The 15,818-nt window shown below is 66.3% G+C and carries 15 protein-coding genes; 10 read left to right on the top strand and 5 right to left on the bottom strand.

All coding sequences use genetic code 11. From position 1 onward, the window contains the following. The first annotated feature begins 16 nt into the window (after positions 1–16). The 5 genes from ACLB6G_RS10430 to rsgA all read left to right on the top strand — a co-directional run bounded on the left by ACLB6G_RS10430 (position 17) and on the right by rsgA (position 4,670). Positions 17–598 carry a Spy/CpxP family protein refolding chaperone gene (locus ACLB6G_RS10430; protein WP_410356108.1) on the top strand — a complete coding sequence of 194 codons (582 nt, stop codon included), beginning with the start codon at positions 17–19 and terminating at the stop codon, positions 596–598. A gap of 10 nt (positions 599–608) precedes the next feature. Next, positions 609–1,538 (top strand): MBL fold metallo-hydrolase, encoded by a 930-nt coding sequence (locus tag ACLB6G_RS10425; protein ID WP_410356107.1) that lies wholly within the window; start codon positions 609–611, stop codon positions 1,536–1,538. A 312-nt stretch (positions 1,539–1,850) separates the two neighbouring features. Then, positions 1,851–3,020, top strand: a complete 1,170-nt coding sequence (locus ACLB6G_RS10420; protein WP_410356106.1) for a MerR family transcriptional regulator — start codon at positions 1,851–1,853, stop codon at positions 3,018–3,020. A gap of 29 nt (positions 3,021–3,049) precedes the next feature. Continuing rightward, positions 3,050–3,589: a GNAT family N-acetyltransferase gene (locus ACLB6G_RS10415; RefSeq protein WP_410356105.1), complete on the top strand. Its 540-nt coding sequence runs from the start codon at positions 3,050–3,052 to the stop codon at positions 3,587–3,589. Between the two features lie 4 nt (positions 3,590–3,593). Next, positions 3,594–4,670, top strand: a complete 1,077-nt coding sequence (gene rsgA / locus ACLB6G_RS10410) for a ribosome small subunit-dependent GTPase A (protein ID WP_410356104.1) — start codon at positions 3,594–3,596, stop codon at positions 4,668–4,670. Positions 4,671–5,121: 451 nt separating this feature from the next. On the opposite strand, the gene ACLB6G_RS10405 is transcribed toward rsgA, so the two are convergent. The 5 genes from ACLB6G_RS10405 to ACLB6G_RS10385 all read right to left on the bottom strand — a co-directional run bounded on the left by ACLB6G_RS10405 (position 5,122) and on the right by ACLB6G_RS10385 (position 9,325). Next, positions 5,122–6,021: an EamA family transporter gene (locus ACLB6G_RS10405; protein WP_410356103.1), complete on the bottom strand. Its 900-nt coding sequence runs from the start codon at positions 6,019–6,021 to the stop codon at positions 5,122–5,124. A 183-nt stretch (positions 6,022–6,204) separates the two neighbouring features. Further along, positions 6,205–6,843: a DsbA family oxidoreductase gene (locus ACLB6G_RS10400; protein WP_410356102.1), complete on the bottom strand. Its 639-nt coding sequence runs from the start codon at positions 6,841–6,843 to the stop codon at positions 6,205–6,207. Then, positions 6,843–7,466 (bottom strand): NAD(P)H:quinone oxidoreductase, encoded by a 624-nt coding sequence (gene wrbA / locus ACLB6G_RS10395; RefSeq protein ID WP_410356101.1) that lies wholly within the window; start codon positions 7,464–7,466, stop codon positions 6,843–6,845. Before wrbA ends, ACLB6G_RS10400 begins: the two co-directional genes overlap by 1 nt. A gap of 113 nt (positions 7,467–7,579) precedes the next feature. Next, entirely contained in the window at positions 7,580–8,461 is an 882-nt protein-coding gene (locus tag ACLB6G_RS10390) for a LysR family transcriptional regulator (protein WP_410356100.1), read from the bottom strand. Between the two features lie 384 nt (positions 8,462–8,845). Continuing rightward, positions 8,846–9,325 (bottom strand): RrF2 family transcriptional regulator, encoded by a 480-nt coding sequence (locus ACLB6G_RS10385; RefSeq protein ID WP_410356099.1) that lies wholly within the window; start codon positions 9,323–9,325, stop codon positions 8,846–8,848. Between the two features lie 128 nt (positions 9,326–9,453). Between ACLB6G_RS10385 and ACLB6G_RS10380 the strand changes: the two genes are divergently transcribed. The 5 genes from ACLB6G_RS10380 to cydX all read left to right on the top strand — a co-directional run bounded on the left by ACLB6G_RS10380 (position 9,454) and on the right by cydX (position 15,786). Further along, positions 9,454–11,079 (top strand): ABC transporter ATP-binding protein/permease, encoded by a 1,626-nt coding sequence (locus ACLB6G_RS10380; RefSeq protein WP_410356098.1) that lies wholly within the window; start codon positions 9,454–9,456, stop codon positions 11,077–11,079. Continuing rightward, complete coding sequence (locus ACLB6G_RS10375) at positions 11,076–12,734, top strand: amino acid ABC transporter ATP-binding/permease protein (protein ID WP_410356097.1); 1,659 nt, start codon at positions 11,076–11,078, stop codon at positions 12,732–12,734. Before ACLB6G_RS10380 ends, ACLB6G_RS10375 begins: the two co-directional genes overlap by 4 nt. 118 nt (positions 12,735–12,852) lie before the next feature. Next, positions 12,853–14,466, top strand: coding sequence for a cytochrome ubiquinol oxidase subunit I (locus ACLB6G_RS10370; protein ID WP_410356096.1), 1,614 nt, complete (start codon positions 12,853–12,855; stop codon positions 14,464–14,466). Between the two features lie 5 nt (positions 14,467–14,471). After that, positions 14,472–15,635 carry a cytochrome d ubiquinol oxidase subunit II gene (cydB, locus tag ACLB6G_RS10365; RefSeq protein ID WP_410356095.1) on the top strand — a complete coding sequence of 388 codons (1,164 nt, stop codon included), beginning with the start codon at positions 14,472–14,474 and terminating at the stop codon, positions 15,633–15,635. Between the two features lie 13 nt (positions 15,636–15,648). After that, entirely contained in the window at positions 15,649–15,786 is a 138-nt protein-coding gene (cydX, locus tag ACLB6G_RS10360; protein WP_410356094.1) for a cytochrome bd-I oxidase subunit CydX, read from the top strand. Positions 15,787–15,818 lie beyond the last annotated feature (32 nt).

Genomic DNA, 15,818 nt, shown 5'->3' with positions numbered 1-15,818 from the left:
TCACAGGAGTCTCCCGATGATCCGTCTTGCGCTCGCTTGTCTCGTTCTGGCCATTCCCCTCACTGCGGTTGCGCAGCATCAGGCCCATTCCCCCTATGCCGGCATGGAAGGCCGCGAGATCAAGAGCCTGTCTGCCGGGGACATCCAGGATCTGCGCGCAGGCCGCGGCTGGGGCCTCGCGCTTGCAGCGGAACTCAACGGTGTGCCGGGGCCGGCGCATCTTCTGGAACTGAAAGACCGGATCGGTCTGTCGCCCGAACAGGTGACCGCCATCGAAGCGATCTTCGCCGCCATGCAGGCCGAGGCGCAGGCGGCGGGAGAACGCTTGATCGCGGCTGAGGCGGCCATCGAGGCGGCCTTTAGCGACGGCGATCTGACGTCGCAGGCTTTGCGCGACCTGATCGACACCGCCGCTGCCGCGCGTGCCGAACTGCGCTTGATTCATCTCTCGCGGCATCTGGAAACGCCGCCCCTGCTCACGGCCGAACAGGTCGCGCGCTACAACCAACTGCGGGGCTACGGCGCGGCGGACCCCTGCGCCAACGTGCCCGAAGGCCACGATCCGGCGATGTGGCGCCGCCACAACAACTGCGAATGAGGAGCGCCCCATGCAGTTCCTTTTGACCCGCACGTGCGCCGCACTCGGCTTTCTGGCCGCGCTGACCCTTGCCACCCCGGCGCTCGCTGAATTGCGCAGCCTGCCGGTGGCCGAGGGCGTATGGGCCATCGTGGGCGACAAGGGTCAGCGCAGCCCGGAGAATCTCGGCAACAATGCCACCTTCGGCCTGATCGAAACCGACGAGGGCGCGGTCCTGGTCGACGCGGGCGGCAGTTACCAGGGGGCCGAACAGTTGCACGCGGCGATCCGGGACCTGACCGACAAACCCGTGACGCTGGTCATCAACACCGGCGGGCAGGACCACCGCTGGATGGGCAACGGCTACTGGACCGGACAGGGTGCCCGGATCATCGCCTCTACAGCGGCGGTCGAGGACCAGAAGGCGCGCGCCTCCATGCAGATGACCATGCTCAGCCAGCTGATCGGCGGGGGCCTTGCCGGCACGGAACCCGTCCATGCCGCCGAAACGTTCGAGGACAGGCTCGGGCTTGCGGTCGGTGGCCGCAGGATCGAGATTGTTCACCCCGCACCCGCCCATACGCCGGGTGACGCCTTCGTCTGGCTGCCCGGGGAACGGGTCGTCTTCGCGGGTGACATCGTGTTCACCGAGCGGCTTCTGGGCGTGCTGGAGTTCTCAAGCTCGGCGGGTTGGCTCGAGGCTTTCGAGGCGATGGCAGCACTCGACCCGCTGCACGTCGTTCCAGGCCACGGCGATCCCACGACGCTGGAACGGGCACGGTCGGACACATGGGACTACCTCGCAAACCTGCGTGACCGGATGCGCGCGCATATCGACGCGGGCGGCGACATCATCGGCTCGGTCAAGGTGGACCAGTCGGCGTTCAGCCATCTTGAGCAGTTCGAGGCTCTTGCCGGCCGCAATGCGCAGGCCGTGTTCCAGCAGATGGAGTGGGAGTGAGGGTGGAAGCGATCCCGCCCCCACTTTGAAGTAAGTGCAGTTACTCCGGCGCGTGCTGAAGAAGGCATGGACCGCGAGGTTTCGACCGGCCGGATGCCACCGATTCTCAGGCCGCATCACTCCCTGAACGCATTGTGTGCATCAAAATTGTCCTTGTTTTCCACGAAAGGAAGCAAAGCGCGTCGGACGATGACGCGGCCGCTTTGCGGACGAAGCAGGCTTTCATCCTCACCGAAGCTTGACCTGACTATGGCTTCACACCTTATGACGGTTTCAACGGTCGAGAATCGGTGTGAGCGGACAGGGCGGCGGATGATGCGGATTTCGGAACTGGCGGAGAGCGTGGGCCTGTCGCGCGCGACGCTGCTCTATTACGAGAAGCTCGGCCTGCTGAAGGGGAAGCGGCAGGCGAACGGCTATCGCGTCTATTCCGACGCCGACCGGCAGCGGCTGCGTCTGATGCAACAGCTCCAGGCGGGCGGCCTCAGCTTGCAGGAGTGTCAGGCCTGCCTCGATGGAAAGCTCGACCGCGAGATGCTGGGCCATCGGCTCGAGACGCTGGAGCGCGAGACCGCCGAGAAGACGCGGTCGCGCGACCTGCTCGCAGCACTTCTCGGCCGCGCCAGCCTGAAGGGCTGGCACGAGGAGGTCGAACGGGTCGCGCCCGATCTGCACCGCGCCTGGCTCATGTCACAAGGGTTTTCCAGCGCGGAGGCGGGGCTGGTCGCGCTGGTCTCCAAGGACATGAACGCCCACGACGCCTACATGGCCGGTTTCATGCAGGTCTTCTCCGGGCTCGATTGTTGGGGCCCGGGAACGGCCGAGGCGACACGCCGGGCGCTGACAATGTTGCCGTTCGAGCCCGAGACGATCCTGGAGATCGGCTGCGGCCCCGGCATGGCGACGATGACGCTGGCCGAAGCGAGCAAAGCCCGGATCACGGCCACCGACACCGCCGAGGTCGCGCTCGACAAGCTCAGGGCGCGGATCGCAGCGCGCGGTTTCGCCCACCGGATCGAGGTGCAGAACGTCGACATGGCCGCAATCCCGCCCCCAAAGCGTCCCTGGGATGTGATCTGGTCGGAGGGCAGCGCCTATATCCTCGGCGTGGAAAAGGCGCTTGCGGACTGGCGGGCGCTCCTGCGCCCAGGCGGCGTCCTCGTGGTCTCCGACATGGTCTGGCGGACCGACAAACCCGACGACGAGATCCGCGAATTCTGGACCGCGGAATACCCGGCTATGACGACGCCCGCGACCCGCGTCGCACAGGCCAAGCGCACGGGCTACCGCGTCCTCGGCCATTTCGACATCGGGCCGGATGGGATGGAGACCTACTATCGCCCGCTTGCCGCGCGGCTCGAGGCCTTGGAGCCTGATCTCGCGGGGAGCCGTGTCCTTGACGACCTGCGCCGCGAGATCGCCGTGTTCGAGGCCGGACGCGGGCAGTTCAGCTACGAGATGTTTGTGCTGGAGCGGGTCTGACCCCGCCTGGCACCAGAGAGGATCGAGTCATGGACTATTCAACGGATTACGAGACCCATGCCGAGACGATCGCGGAGCTCTTCGCGGCGGCATTCAGCGCTTCCGAGGGCGCGGAGGAAGGCGCGCTGATCGGTGCCCTCGCACGCCGCCTGATCGCCGAGACGCCGCCCGAGGATCTGCGTGTCTTCACCGCCTGGGAGGACGGAACGCTCCTCGGCGCCATCTTCTTCACGCGCCTCACTTACGAAGGCGATCCGCGCACGGTCTTCATGATGGCGCCCGTGGCGGTGGCGACCGAACGGCAAGGCCTGGGGATCGGGCAGCGTCTGATCGCCCACGGCCTCGATGCGCTCAGGCAGGAGGGCGTGGACATCGCCGTGACCTATGGCGACCCGGCCTTCTACGGCCGCGTGGGGTTCAAGCCCGTCTCGGAGGCCGATCTGCCCGCGCCGCAGCCGCTCCAGCAGCCGCAGGGCTGGATCGCGCAATCCCTGACTCGGGCGCCGCTGACGCCCTTGCGAGGGCCGGCGCGCTGCGTCGCCGCCTTCGACGATCCAGCGCTCTGGTAGTCCCATGGTCCGCGATTACTCCGCCTTCATGCCCGGAGCCACGCCAAAACGGCGCGAGCCCACGGCGCTGGAGCGGCTGGGCTGGGGCCCGGCCTTCGCGCGGCAGATCGACGCCGATGCGCTGACCGCCACGCCACCGGTGCGCGTGGTCGCCGTGCATCGCAGCGGGTTGCAGGTAGCGGGCGACGGCATAGACGAGACGATCCCGCCGGGACCGGACGCCACGGTCGGCGACTGGCTGTTGCTGGACCGCGCACGCCCCAGGTCGAGCCGCGTGCTGGAGCGCGAGAGCCTGATCAAGCGCCGCGCACCGGGAACCGGCCGCGAGGTGCAGCTTGTCGCGGCGAACATCGACACCGTCTTCGTTGTCACCTCCTGCAACGCGGATTTCAACGTGGCGCGGCTGGAGCGCTACGTCGCGCTGGCCTTCGAGGCCGGGATCGCCCCCGTGATCGTCCTGACCAAGGCGGATCTGACCGACGACACCGCGCCCTATGTCGAAGCGGCCAGCGCCGTCTCGGAGCGGGTGCCGGTCGTGGCGCTGGACGCGCGCGGCGCCGAGCCCGCGGAGGCGCTGGCCGACTGGTGCAAGCCCGGCCGCACCGTTGCCTTCCTCGGTTCCTCCGGCGTCGGCAAATCCACCCTGACGAACGCGCTGCTCGGTGCGCAGATCATCGCGACCCAGGGCGTCCGCGAGGACGATGCCAGGGGCCGGCACACCACGACCCGACGCGAATTGCACGCCACGCCGGGTGGATGCCTGGTCCTCGACACGCCGGGGATGCGAGAATTGCAGTTGACCGACGCCGCCGCGGGCATCGCCGATGTCTTCGAGGATATCGACACACTGGCCGCCCACTGCCGCTTCACCGACTGCCGGCACGAGACCGAGCCCGGCTGCGCCGTCCGGTCCGCGATCGAGGACGGCAGGCTCGATTCCGAACGGCTCGCCCGCTGGCGCAAGCTCCAGGCCGAGGACGCCTTCAACTCCGCCACCCTCGCCGAGCGCCGCGAAAAGGACCGCGCCTTCGGCAAGCTCGTGCGCAACGCAATGAAGGCGAAATCGGATCGAGCGCGATAGGTCCGGGCCCTGCCAACCCGGTCTGCATCGGGCTCGAAGCGAAAGTTCGCCTTCAAAGGTTCATGGCCACCGAAGTCCCCATCAGCGTGTGCGCCGCATCTGTCGGCCGGCGGCCACGCAGGGCAGTGCCATGGGGATGCGTTCTGGCGCCGAGAGCATCCCGGGCCGGATCCACCGCTATGGTGGCGTGGATCTTGGAACGAGTAGCGCTCAAGCCCGAAGATTGACGAATTTTGACGACATTCGCCGATCCGGTGTCTTGCCCTCCCGCCAACCTCGCGCAGCTGCAGTTCTCCTACTTGCTGACCTCAGACAGGATGGGCCCAGCTTGGCACCGAGACCAGCCAAGACAGGATGACGGGGCAGAGCAGGCCGGCGAGGCGCGCCTTGCGCGCAAGGTTCCGGGTCAGTGTCAGCGGCAACATTCGGAAGGTCCTTTCCGGGAGGGCGATCAGGCGACGCTTGCCCGGCTCGAGACCGTGTGCGCTTTTGGGCCTTCGGCGGTTGGGCGGTTTGCCAACTGCCCCGCCCAGACGGAGCCGAGGACAATGGCGGCACCGAGCCCTTGCAACGGTGACAGGGACTGACCCAGAACCACCCACCCCAGCAGCACGGCCGTCACGGGACTCATCATGCCGAGCATCGAGACGGCGCCGGGCTCTATCCGGGCGATACCCCGGAACCAGATGACATAACTGGCCGCAGCGCCGATGAGGCCGAGCCAGGCGAGCCCGGCGAGGTTTGTCGCAGTCAGGGGCGGCAGCGCGGGTTCCATGACCAGCGCCAGCGGCAACAGGATCAGCCCGCCGGCAGTCAGTTGCCAGGCGGTAAAGCTCAGCGCAGAGACCGGCGGCTGCCATTTCCGGCTGAGGACCGTGCCTGCTGCCATGGACGCCGCGCCGCCCAGGCCAGCCGCTACACCCACGGGATCGAGCTCGGCCTCAGGACCCAGGAGAAGGAGCGCCACGCCCAGAACGCCCGCCCCTGCCGCAGCGACCGCCCCCGCCCTGACCGGCGTGCCGAGCCAGCCCCGTGCCAAGAAGATCACCATCATTGCCTGCAACGACCCCAGTGTGGCCGCTACCCCGCCGGGAAGCCTGTAGGCAGCCACGAACAAAAGCACCCAGAACAGCGCAAAGTTGAAGCTGCCGAGCAGAAAGGCACGGCCAAGCCAGGCACTGGGCGGCAGACAGCGCGTGAACGCGAGCAAGAGGAGCCCGGCCGGCAAGGCTCGCAGCGCCGCCATCGTGATGGGGTAGCCTGCGGGCAGCGCCTCGGTCGTGACGAGATAGGTGCTGCCCCAGACGGCCGGTGCAAGCGCGGTAAGAAGAGTATCGGTGGTGCGTGACATGGGTCATGTCTCCGGGACTGGCTCAGCAGAAATGGAAAAGCGGAAGACGCGGACATTCGGACCAGGGCTCGAGACCGATATCGCGCAAGAGGTGGGGCGTCATGTCGGGCGGCACGCCGCGCGGAACGTGCCGGCGGTGCCGCGCACCTGGGCGGAGGAACCAGAGGGTCATTGGATTTCCTTTCAGGCGACGAGGCGAAGGACGGAGCGCAGCTGCGCGGCGAGGTCCTCGCGTGGTCCGTTGACGAGCCGGGTGCCGGTTTCGCGAATGATGAGCGTCGGGATGGACCGGACCTCAAGAGCCCGGGCATATTGCCGATCGGCCTCCACGGCTCGCATGGTTTCCGGATCGTCGACGACCTCGGCGAAGGCCGAGGTCTCGAAGCCGAGGTCTCGGGCAACGTGCAACACCGTGGCAGGATCGGCGACATTCCGCGCCTCGGTGAGATGGGCACGCTGCAGCCGGTCGAACATGTCCCAATGGGCGGCCTGTCCGCCAAGCCGTTCGGCTGCCTTGCACCCCAGCGCCGCGGTCATGCCGTGCGGATAGTCGAACGGAGCCGCACGCATGGCGTCGATATCGACGCGCTCCGGCTGGTCGCTGTTCTCACGGCAGACCGCCCAGTGGCCGAGGATGGTCTCGCGGGCGTCTGCGGGGCTGCCCCAGCGCGCGGCCATCTCGGCGGTGCTCGCCTGCAGGACGAAGGTCCGGTGCCGGATGTCGAGATCGAACTCATCACCAAGACTGCGCAGGCGCGACGAGATGTTGAAGCACCAGCAGCAGACGACGTCGTGGAAGAAATCGATGGTGAGGGAGGTCATCACGCAGCCTCCTCGGCCAGGCCGGCCCCGGAGAGGCGCGCGGCAATCCGCGCCACACGGGCGCCCTGGAAGCGCGCACCGGCGAGGTCGGTCCCAGTGGGCACGCGCGAGCCGTCGGCACCGGCAATCGTTCCCGCGCCATAGGGCGCGCCGCCGACAATTCCCTCGGCCGTCTTCTGACCGGCAAAGGTGTAGGGCATGCCGACGATCAGCATCCCGAAGTGCTGGAGCGGGATCTGAGTGGAGAGCAGTGTCGCCTCATGCCCCCCGTGTTGCGAACCGGTGGAGGCAAAGACGGCGGCGACCTTGCCCACCAGCGCGTTCCGCGCCCAGAGACCGCCGGCCTGGTCAAGGAAGGACTTCATCTGCCCGGCCATCATGCCAAACAGTGTCGGCGTGCCGAAGATGATGGCGTCATAGGACGCCAGGTCGGCAGGGCTGGCAACGGGCGTGTCGTCCCCAACAAAGCCGGCCTTCTGCCGGATGTCCTCAGGGACGGTCTCGGGCACGCGGCGAAGGTCGACATGGGTGCCGGGCACGCTGCGGGCACCTTCGGCCTCGGCCTGCGCTAGCGCGCGGACATGGCCGTAGCTGGAATAGTAGAGAACGAGAACGCGGGTCATGGTATCCTCTCAAGGCTTCGGGTTTCGTTGCCTGAGAGGATCGGGGAATGGCGGGGCCGGAATAACCGGCCGGCTGTCACTTCATTCTTTACGTGGGCTGAAGAATGTCAGGGCTATAGCGCGGCACGCAGGTGGTCGAGAAATGCCGTGACCTTGGCGTCCATGCCCAGCCGGGAGGCCGTCACCGCGAAGATGTCGGGGGCCGGGAGCTCCCAGCCGGGCAGGACGCGCACAAGCTCGCCCCGCCGCTCGGCCTCGTTGGAGACGAAGTCCGGGAGCGTGCCGATGCCCTGGCCGGCGATCAGGAGATCGCGCAGCACGAGACTGTTTCCGACGCGGACCGCCGGATCGAGGTCGATGGCGGTCGCGCCGGAGGGGCCCTCCAAGGCCCATGATGTGAGGTGATCGGCAAGCAGGAAGCCAATCACCCGGTGCTGCGCGATGTCCTGCGGGGTGTGCGGGACGCCAGCTTTTTCGAGGTAGGCCGGCGCGGCGAAGATCCGTTGCCGCATCGTCCCGATCTTGCGCGCCACCAGTGCCGAGTCCGGCATGGCGGGGCGGATGCGGATCGAGACGTCGAACCCGCCCTCGACCATGTCCACGACCCGGTCGTCCATCGAAAGCGTGAGCCGCAAGTCGGGATGGGCGTCAAGGAAACCTGGCAGGATCGGCGCGATCACCGTCTGCCCGAATGAACTGGAGGCATTGACCTTCAGGTGACCGCGCACCGCCCCGGCCCCCTCTCGGATGCGCGTCTCGACCTCGTTCACCGCATCGAGGATGCCGCTCGACTCGTCGTAGTAGAGCCGCCCGGCATCGGTGAGCGACATGGAGCGTGTCGTGCGTGTGAGCAGCGTTGTGCCAAGGCTCTCTTCGAGCAGCTTGATCTCCCGGCTCAGAAGCGCAGGTGAGACGCCAAGATCCTCTGCCGCCCGCGCAAAGCTGTGGCGTTCGACAATCCGGCGAAAGGCGTGCATGACGGAAAGCTTGTCCATGTCCTGATACAATTCCCTGCACCGCCGGACGCTGGCGGGCTGGTGGCGCCATCGGAATCGATCGACGAGATCGCCGTCCTGTGACCGATAGCGCCGTATGGGCGCTACTCTTTGTATATCCTTGTTGATCCTCCAACTTTTGACCCGCTTCGGCAAGCGTCAGGAACCAGCGGGCATTCGGCCCCTCGGGAGCGGACGTTGCAACTCTCTACGAACCCGTCTGCATCAGCTTGCCTCACGGTCGACTGGTATTTTTCGACCCGCGCGCTCTGAGAAACGAGCAGAACCAGCAGGCGGGTCCTTGCGGCCCGCCTGCCCGTCGCCGGACCTGTAGCCGCTTCTGTCCGAAACTGACGCCGGGCCGTTTCGACGCGCGCTGCCATGTCAGTTGATGCCGGCCGGTCCGCTGGCGCAACCCGGGGGCGGTGCCGGCCGCATTGAGAGCAGCTCACCAAGACCGCAATTGCCCCGCACGAGATCGTCCAGCGTGACCATGTCGAGTTCATGATAGAAGGCATCCAGGGCGCGCTGGATATAGTTTCGCAGGCGGCAGGCTCCTGTCAGCGGGCAGGCATTGTTGGCGCTGTCGAAGCATTCCGCAAAAGGGATTTCGCTTTCAAAGAGGCGGAATACCGCGCCGATGGAGATCCGGTCGGGTGGCAGGGCAAGGCAGATCCCGCCACACCTTCCGCGCAGGGTGGTCAGGTAGCCTTCGATCTGCAAACGCTGGACCACATGCGCCGCATGGTTGGTCGAGCAATTGCACATCTCGGCAATCTCCGCGGTGCGCATGAGCCGGTCGCCATTCGTCGCACAGGTCATGAGAATGCGCGCGGCAAGATTGGTTCGCGTGGTCAGTCTCATCGTCTCTCCTGGCTGACAACGGGTGTTTTCTGCATCGCAGATGGGGATTAGACATTGAGAAAGATCAAATCGGCATCGGCCAAAGCGCCATATTTGCGCATCAGGATCCAGATTTTTCCGGAGCATTCGTGAACGCGCGCACCGCCCATTCCTCCCGGCAGGAAAGACAGGGAACCTGGCTCAGCCTTGCGGCATCGTTTATGTCGCTGGCCGCCGCCGGAACCATCGCCTTGTCCCTCGGCGCCCTGCTCACGGATCCGGGATCGCTGTCGCCACTTGCCATGGCCGCTGCCTTTTTCGTGATTGCCGCTTTGCGGAGCTGGCTCGAGGCCCTGGCTCAGAGCCGTCTCGCATCAGCCGCGGACATGCGCATTGCAGAGCTACGCGAAGAGATTACCCGCGTCGAGTCGATGGCGGTGACAATTTCCGGACTGGGTGGCCCCGGAGCCCTGGCGGCACTGGCAGGGGAAAAACTGGAAGCCCTGCGTCCCTGGCTCATGCGCTATCGGCCTGCACGGATGCGATCCGCCGTGGTCCCGGTCGTGATCCTCGCGATCGCCGCATGGCACAGCTGGGCGGTTGCCCTGGTCCTGCTTCTGGCGGGGCCGCTGATCCCGCTGTTCATGGCACTTGTCGGCTGGGCGGCAAAGGCGGCAAGCCAACGCCAGATGTCCGAGATCGGCGCGTTGAACGACCTGCTGGTGGACCGGCTTGCCGCGCTTTCCGATCTCCGGCTGATCGGCGCGGGTCCGCAAACCGTCAACGGATTTGCCCGCGCTTCCGAACAATTGCGCGAACGGACCATGGCCGTCCTGCGCATCGCCTTCCTGTCGTCGACCGTCCTTGAACTGTTCGCCGCCCTTGGCGTGGCAATGGTCGCGGTCTGGGTCGGCTTCTCGCTTCTGGGGGAACTGGACTGGGGAACATGGGGCGCCGGACTGACGCCTGCCGTGGGGATCTACCTGCTGCTGGTGACGCCGGACTACTTCCAGCCGTTGAGGGACCTGGCCGCCGCCTGGCACGACCGCGCCGCCGCCGAGGCCGTCCTGGACGAACTGGAAGGATGGAGGGCAGAGGAGCGACCCGTTCGTCTGGGCCAGGGGATCTCCGCCGGCCCGCTGACGCCGCAGCCGGTCATCCGGGTGCAGGATATGACGCATCGCGGCATCTCCTATCCCGGCATTCGCGTCGCGCCCGGCCAAGCCATCGCAATCACCGGCCCCAGCGGCTGTGGCAAGACCACCCTTCTGCGCCTTCTTGCCGGGCTAGAGCGGCCGGACCGCGGGGCGATCCTGCTGGATGACGAACCTCTGGATGACGGCAATGCCGATGCCTGGCGCGCGTGCCTCGGCTGGATGCCGCAGGCGCCGCATTTCATCAATCGCAGCCTGCGCTACAATATCGGGTTCGGCGCGCCGCTCGATCCGAAGGTGATGGCGGACGCCCGGATTTCCGGTGTCATGGCAGCGCTGCCGAGGGGGGACCTGACCCTGATCGGCGAACGCGGCGCCGGACTGTCAGGCGGTGAGGCGCGCCGTGTGACCCTTGCGCGGGCGCTGCATGGCGCGCCGCGCCTGCTGATTGCCGATGAACCGACAGCGGACCTGGATGCCTCGACAGCCAAGGCCATCACCGAAAGCCTGACACGCTATGTCGGGAATGGCGGAACGCTGATCGTCGCGACCCATGACCCCGTTCTGGCCGGCCGCATGAACCGGTGCATCGCCCTGGACGGCATGAGGGACGGGGCATGAGCGCGCTGGTCAGGCTTGTCCTTCTCCTTGTCCGCAACGAACGCCGGGCGCTGCTGCGCGGTCTGCTTCTCTCCGCGACCGTGCTGGCAATGGGTGTCGCCCTGCTGGGCCTGTCGGGCTGGTTCATCACCGCCGCGGCAGCCGCGGGCATGGCAGGGCTGGGAATCCTGTTCAACGTCTTCGCACCGTCTGCGATGGTGCGCTTCCTGGCATTGGGGCGGACTGCCGCCCGCTACGGCGAACGCGTGCTGACCCATGATGCGACGCTGCGTGCGCTGTCGGATTTGCGCATTCGCCTGCTGCGTGGCCTGCTCGAAAGTCCGCACCGGCAGTTGGAGCGCTTGCGGGCAAATGCCTTCCTGAACCGGGTGACCGCGGATACCGACGCGCTTGACGGGGCGCTTTTGCGGCTGGTCCTGCCCGCCCTGGCGGGATGGTCCGTGATCCTGTTGAGCACGGCCTTGCTCTGGTGGCTGGTGCACCCGGCCGTCGCATCGGTGATCGGCGCGGGTTATCTCCTGCTTCCCTCAGGCGTGTTCCTGATCGGCCAGCGCGTGGCATCCCGGCCAGCGCGTCAGGCCGAAGCAGCGATGCAGGCCACGCGCAGCCGCCTGGTCGACATGATCGCGGGCCGGGACGACCTGACGGTCTTTGGCCAGTTGCCGGCCAGCGCCGCCGCCATCGAAACAGCCTTTTCGCGCCACCGGCTGGCACGCGCCAGGCTGGACCGGATCGAGCGCGCGACGGGGGCTGTCCTCGAAATGACCGGAGCCAGCGTGACCGCACTGGCCCTCGGGATCGGGATCTTTCTGGTTCAGCAAGGCAGCATCACCGCGGCGCAAGCGGCCATCGCGATTTTTGCCGCGCTCGCCCTCGGTGAAACCGTGGCGCCGGTCCGTCGGGCCCTGGCGGAACTCGGCCGCATGACACAGGCCGCGCGCCGCATCCTGCCCGCCGTCGAACCCGTTCCGGGCCGCCGCAATACGCCCGGCCAACCGCCTGCCGGCTTGCTGGTCTTCCAGAACGTCACTTACGCGAGGGGGCCGAATGCGCAGCCGGTCTTTGCACCGCTCGGCCTGACCATCGCTCCCGGCGAAACCGTCGTGCTGGAAGGGCCCAGCGGCAGCGGGAAGAGCACGGCGCTGCTCCTTGCGGCCGGTGCCTTGGTGCCATCCTCCGGACGGGTGCGTTTCGGTGATGCCGATCCGGCCGCGCTGCCCGTCGAGGCCTTGACGGAAAGTGTCGCGCTCGTGCCCCAGCGTCACGCCCTGATCGCCGCAAGCGTGGCCGACAACCTGCGCCTTGCCGCGCCGGACGCTCCGGACGACGTCCTGTGGCAGGCGCTGGATTCCGTCTGTCTGACAGAAACGCTGAAGCGGCGAAACGGACTGGAAACCCGCCTCGGCTTCCGCGGATCGGGGCTTTCGGGTGGCGAGGCGCGCCGTCTCGTCCTTGCACGGGCGATCCTGCGCCAACCGCATCTGCTGCTTCTGGACGAACCGACCGAGGGCCTGGACGCGGCCACCGCTCACGCCGTCATGGCAGGGCTGCGCCGTGCCTGTCCGCACGCCGCCATCCTGATCGCGGCCCACCAATCGGAAGAAATCGGGAACGCCGACCGCCACGTCAGGATTGAACCATACGCGGCAACATAAAACGTGCATTTCAGATAAGTCTTTTGACATGGATCAATTCAGTATTCCGCATGTGAAATAGAAGAGACGCATAAATTCGCATCTGCGATGCGGATAAATCGTCGAAAGGACACGCATCATGGAGATCGGACTGGTTGAGTTGTCGCGCCTGCAGTTCGCGCTGACAGCCATGTATCACTTTCTCTTCGTGCCGCTGACGCTGGGCCTGTCGATCCTCGTCGCCATCATGGAGACCGTCTACGTCATGACCAACCGCCCGATCTGGCGGCAGATGACGAAATTCTGGGGCACGCTGTTCGGAATCAACTTCGTTCTCGGCGTTGCCACGGGCATCACCATGGAATTCCAGTTCGGCATGAACTGGAGTTACTACAGCCATTATGTCGGCGACATCTTCGGCGCACCGCTGGCGATCGAGGGCCTGATGGCCTTCTTCCTCGAGGCGACCTTCGTCGGCCTGTTCTTCTTCGGATGGGACAAGCTGACAAAGGTGCAGCATGCCATCGTCACCTGGCTCGTGGCCATCGGATCGAACTTCTCGGCGCTCTGGATCCTGATCGCCAATGGCTGGATGCAGAACCCGGTCGGCGCCGAGTTCAACCCCGACACCATGCGGATGGAGATGACCTCGTTCTTCGACGTGGTCTTCAACGAGGTGGCGCAGGCGAAGTTCGTTCACACCGTCTCGGCCGGCTATGTCACGGCCAGCATCTTCGTCTTGGGCGTCTCTGCGTTCTACCTGCTGCAGGACCGGCACAAGGATCTGGCGCGGCGTTCCATCGCGGTGGCCTCCAGCTTCGGTCTTGCCGCGGCGCTGTCGGTCGTGGTCCTGGGCGATGAGTCCGGCTACTCCGCCAGCCATACCCAGAAGATGAAACTGGCCTCGATCGAGGGCATGTGGGAGACCCACGAGGCTCCGGCGCCCTTCACGGCGATCGGCTTTCCCGACCAGGAAGCGCGCGAGACGCACTACGCCATCGAGATCCCCTGGGTCATGGGCCTGATCGGCACGCGCAGCCTCACCGAGGAAATCCCCGGGATCAACGATCTGGTTGAGGAAGCCCGCCACAAGATCGAACGCGGGATCGTCGCCTATGACGCCTTGATGACCATCCGCGAGCAGCGCGACAACACGCCGGCATCGGTCCGCGAGACCTTCGAGACGCATTCCGGCGACCTTGGCTTCGCCCTCCTGCTGAAGCGCTATGTCGACGACCCCCGCGACGCGACACCCGAACAGATCGCCCAGGCCGCCGATGATACGGTCCCGGGCGTCGCCCCGCTCTTCTGGGCATTCCGCATCATGGTCGCCCTCGGCTTCAGCTTCATCGCGGTGATGCTCTATTTCTTCTACCGGGCCAATTTCCGGAATATGCAGTTCCCGCGATGGTCCCTCTACGCGGCAGTCGCGATCATTCCGACGCCCTGGATCGCCGCGGAACTGGGCTGGTTCGTCGCCGAGTTCGGGCGCCAGCCCTGGACGGTGGACGGTGTCCTGCCGACGGCGCTCTCGGCCAGCCACCTCAGCATAACCGATCTGCTGATCACGCTGGCGGGCTTCCTCACGTTCTACTCGGTCCTGTTCGTGATCGAGATGAGCCTGATGGTGAAATACATCCGCAAGGGCCCGTTCCAGGACGTGGAGGAGACCGAGGCCTGGCAGAGACGCCACGAGCACCGGCTGCGCACCCATGACGGGCAAGGCCCCTTCGCAACCACCCCGGCGGAGTAAGTGACATGATCCTTTATGAAATGATCGACTTCGAAATCCTGCGCGTGATCTGGTGGGGGCTCCTCGGTGTCCTACTCATCGGGTTTGCGCTCACCGACGGCTTCGACATGGGCGTGGGCGCGCTGTTGCCCTTCGTCGCGAAAACGGACGTCGAACGGCGCCAGGCGATCAATACCGTCGGCCCGGTCTGGGAAGGCAACCAGGTCTGGTTCATCCTTGGCGGCGGCGCGATCTTCGCAGCATGGCCACCGCTCTACGCGGTCAGCTTCTCCGGCTTCTACCTGGCGATGTTCGCCGTGCTGGCCGCGCTCATCCTGCGCCCGGTGGCCTTCAAGTATCGTTCCAAGCGTGAAAGCGCCGCCTGGCGCGCACGCTGGGATTGGGCGCTGTTCGTCGGCGGCGCGGTGCCGGCGCTGCTCTTCGGCGTGGCGGTGGGCAATGTGCTCCTGGGCGTGCCCTTCCACCTGACCCCGGACCTGATGCCGATGTACGACGGCAGTGCCCTTGGCAAGTTCGCCGGCCTGCTTCGCCCCTTCGCGCTGCTGGCGGGCGTGGTGTCGCTCTCCATGCTGCTGATGCATGGCGCCGCATGGCTCAGTCTCAAGGCGGATGGCCCCGTTGCCAAGCGCGCCCGCGCCTATGGCACCGTTGCGGGGATCGTGGCCGCGGTGACCTATGCGCTGGCGGGACTGTGGCTTGCCTTCGGCGTCGACGGTTTTGCCATCGTTGGCACTGTAGTCACGGATGGCCCGTCAAACCCGCTTTACAGCGAGGTTGCGCGCGGCGGATCGTGGCTCGGCGCCTATGCCGAGCGGCCCTGGATCGCGGTCGCGCCGCTGATGGGCTTTGCGGGGATCGCCATGGCCGTGCGCGGCTTGCGCGCGGGCCTGGAGGTATCGACCCTGCTCTGGTCCAAGCTGGCCATCACCGGCATCATTGCCAGCGTCGGGCTGACGATGTTCCCCTTCATCCTGCCCTCGACGGTGGACCCGAACAGTTCCTTGACCGTGTGGGACGCTTCAAGCTCGCACCAGACCTTGTTCGTGATGCTCGTCTGCACGCTGATCTTCATGCCGCTGATCCTCGCCTACACCGCCTGGGTCTACAAGGTGCTGTGGGGCAAGGTCACGCAGGATGACGTCACCGGCAACGCAGACACGCTCTACTGAAGGAGTTGAGCCCATGTGGTATTTTTCGTGGCTTCTTGGTCTTCCCCTTGCCGCGCTCTTCGCCGTCATGAACGCCATGTGGCTGGAGTTGCGCACGGATGCCTGCTTCACCGAAGAAGGTGATTGCCCGGTCGGCGAACATCATCGCTGACACCGGGCGGCGGCCGGGCCTGCGCGGCGTCG

Origin of the sequence: Zhengella sedimenti (assembly GCF_046506625.1) — a bacterium.
GTDB classification, from domain to species: domain Bacteria; phylum Pseudomonadota; class Alphaproteobacteria; order Rhizobiales; family Rhizobiaceae; genus Zhengella; species Zhengella sedimenti.
The sequence above is the reverse complement of the archived record's forward strand: the minus strand, read 5'-3'. Positions and strand labels throughout refer to the sequence as shown.

Excerpts from the sequence above, each read along its gene's own strand:
- ACLB6G_RS10425 (WP_410356107.1), top strand. The coding sequence starts at position 609 with ATGCAGTTCCTTTTGACCCGCACGTGCGCCGCACTCGGCTTTCTGGCC.
- ACLB6G_RS10385 (WP_410356099.1), bottom strand. The coding sequence starts at position 9,325 with ATGAGACTGACCACGCGAACCAATCTTGCCGCGCGCATTCTCATGACC.
- cydX (WP_410356094.1), top strand. The coding sequence starts at position 15,649 with ATGTGGTATTTTTCGTGGCTTCTTGGTCTTCCCCTTGCCGCGCTCTTC.
- ACLB6G_RS10375 (WP_410356097.1), top strand. The coding sequence starts at position 11,076 with ATGAGCGCGCTGGTCAGGCTTGTCCTTCTCCTTGTCCGCAACGAACGC.
- rsgA (WP_410356104.1), top strand. The coding sequence starts at position 3,594 with ATGGTCCGCGATTACTCCGCCTTCATGCCCGGAGCCACGCCAAAACGG.
- ACLB6G_RS10405 (WP_410356103.1), bottom strand. The coding sequence starts at position 6,021 with ATGTCACGCACCACCGATACTCTTCTTACCGCGCTTGCACCGGCCGTC.
- ACLB6G_RS10430 (WP_410356108.1), top strand. The coding sequence starts at position 17 with ATGATCCGTCTTGCGCTCGCTTGTCTCGTTCTGGCCATTCCCCTCACT.
- wrbA (WP_410356101.1), bottom strand. The coding sequence starts at position 7,466 with ATGACCCGCGTTCTCGTTCTCTACTATTCCAGCTACGGCCATGTCCGC.
- ACLB6G_RS10390 (WP_410356100.1), bottom strand. The coding sequence starts at position 8,461 with ATGGACAAGCTTTCCGTCATGCACGCCTTTCGCCGGATTGTCGAACGC.
- ACLB6G_RS10415 (WP_410356105.1), top strand. The coding sequence starts at position 3,050 with ATGGACTATTCAACGGATTACGAGACCCATGCCGAGACGATCGCGGAG.
- cydB (WP_410356095.1), top strand. The coding sequence starts at position 14,472 with ATGATCCTTTATGAAATGATCGACTTCGAAATCCTGCGCGTGATCTGG.
- ACLB6G_RS10370 (WP_410356096.1), top strand. The coding sequence starts at position 12,853 with ATGGAGATCGGACTGGTTGAGTTGTCGCGCCTGCAGTTCGCGCTGACA.
- ACLB6G_RS10400 (WP_410356102.1), bottom strand. The coding sequence starts at position 6,843 with ATGACCTCCCTCACCATCGATTTCTTCCACGACGTCGTCTGCTGCTGG.
- ACLB6G_RS10420 (WP_410356106.1), top strand. The coding sequence starts at position 1,851 with ATGATGCGGATTTCGGAACTGGCGGAGAGCGTGGGCCTGTCGCGCGCG.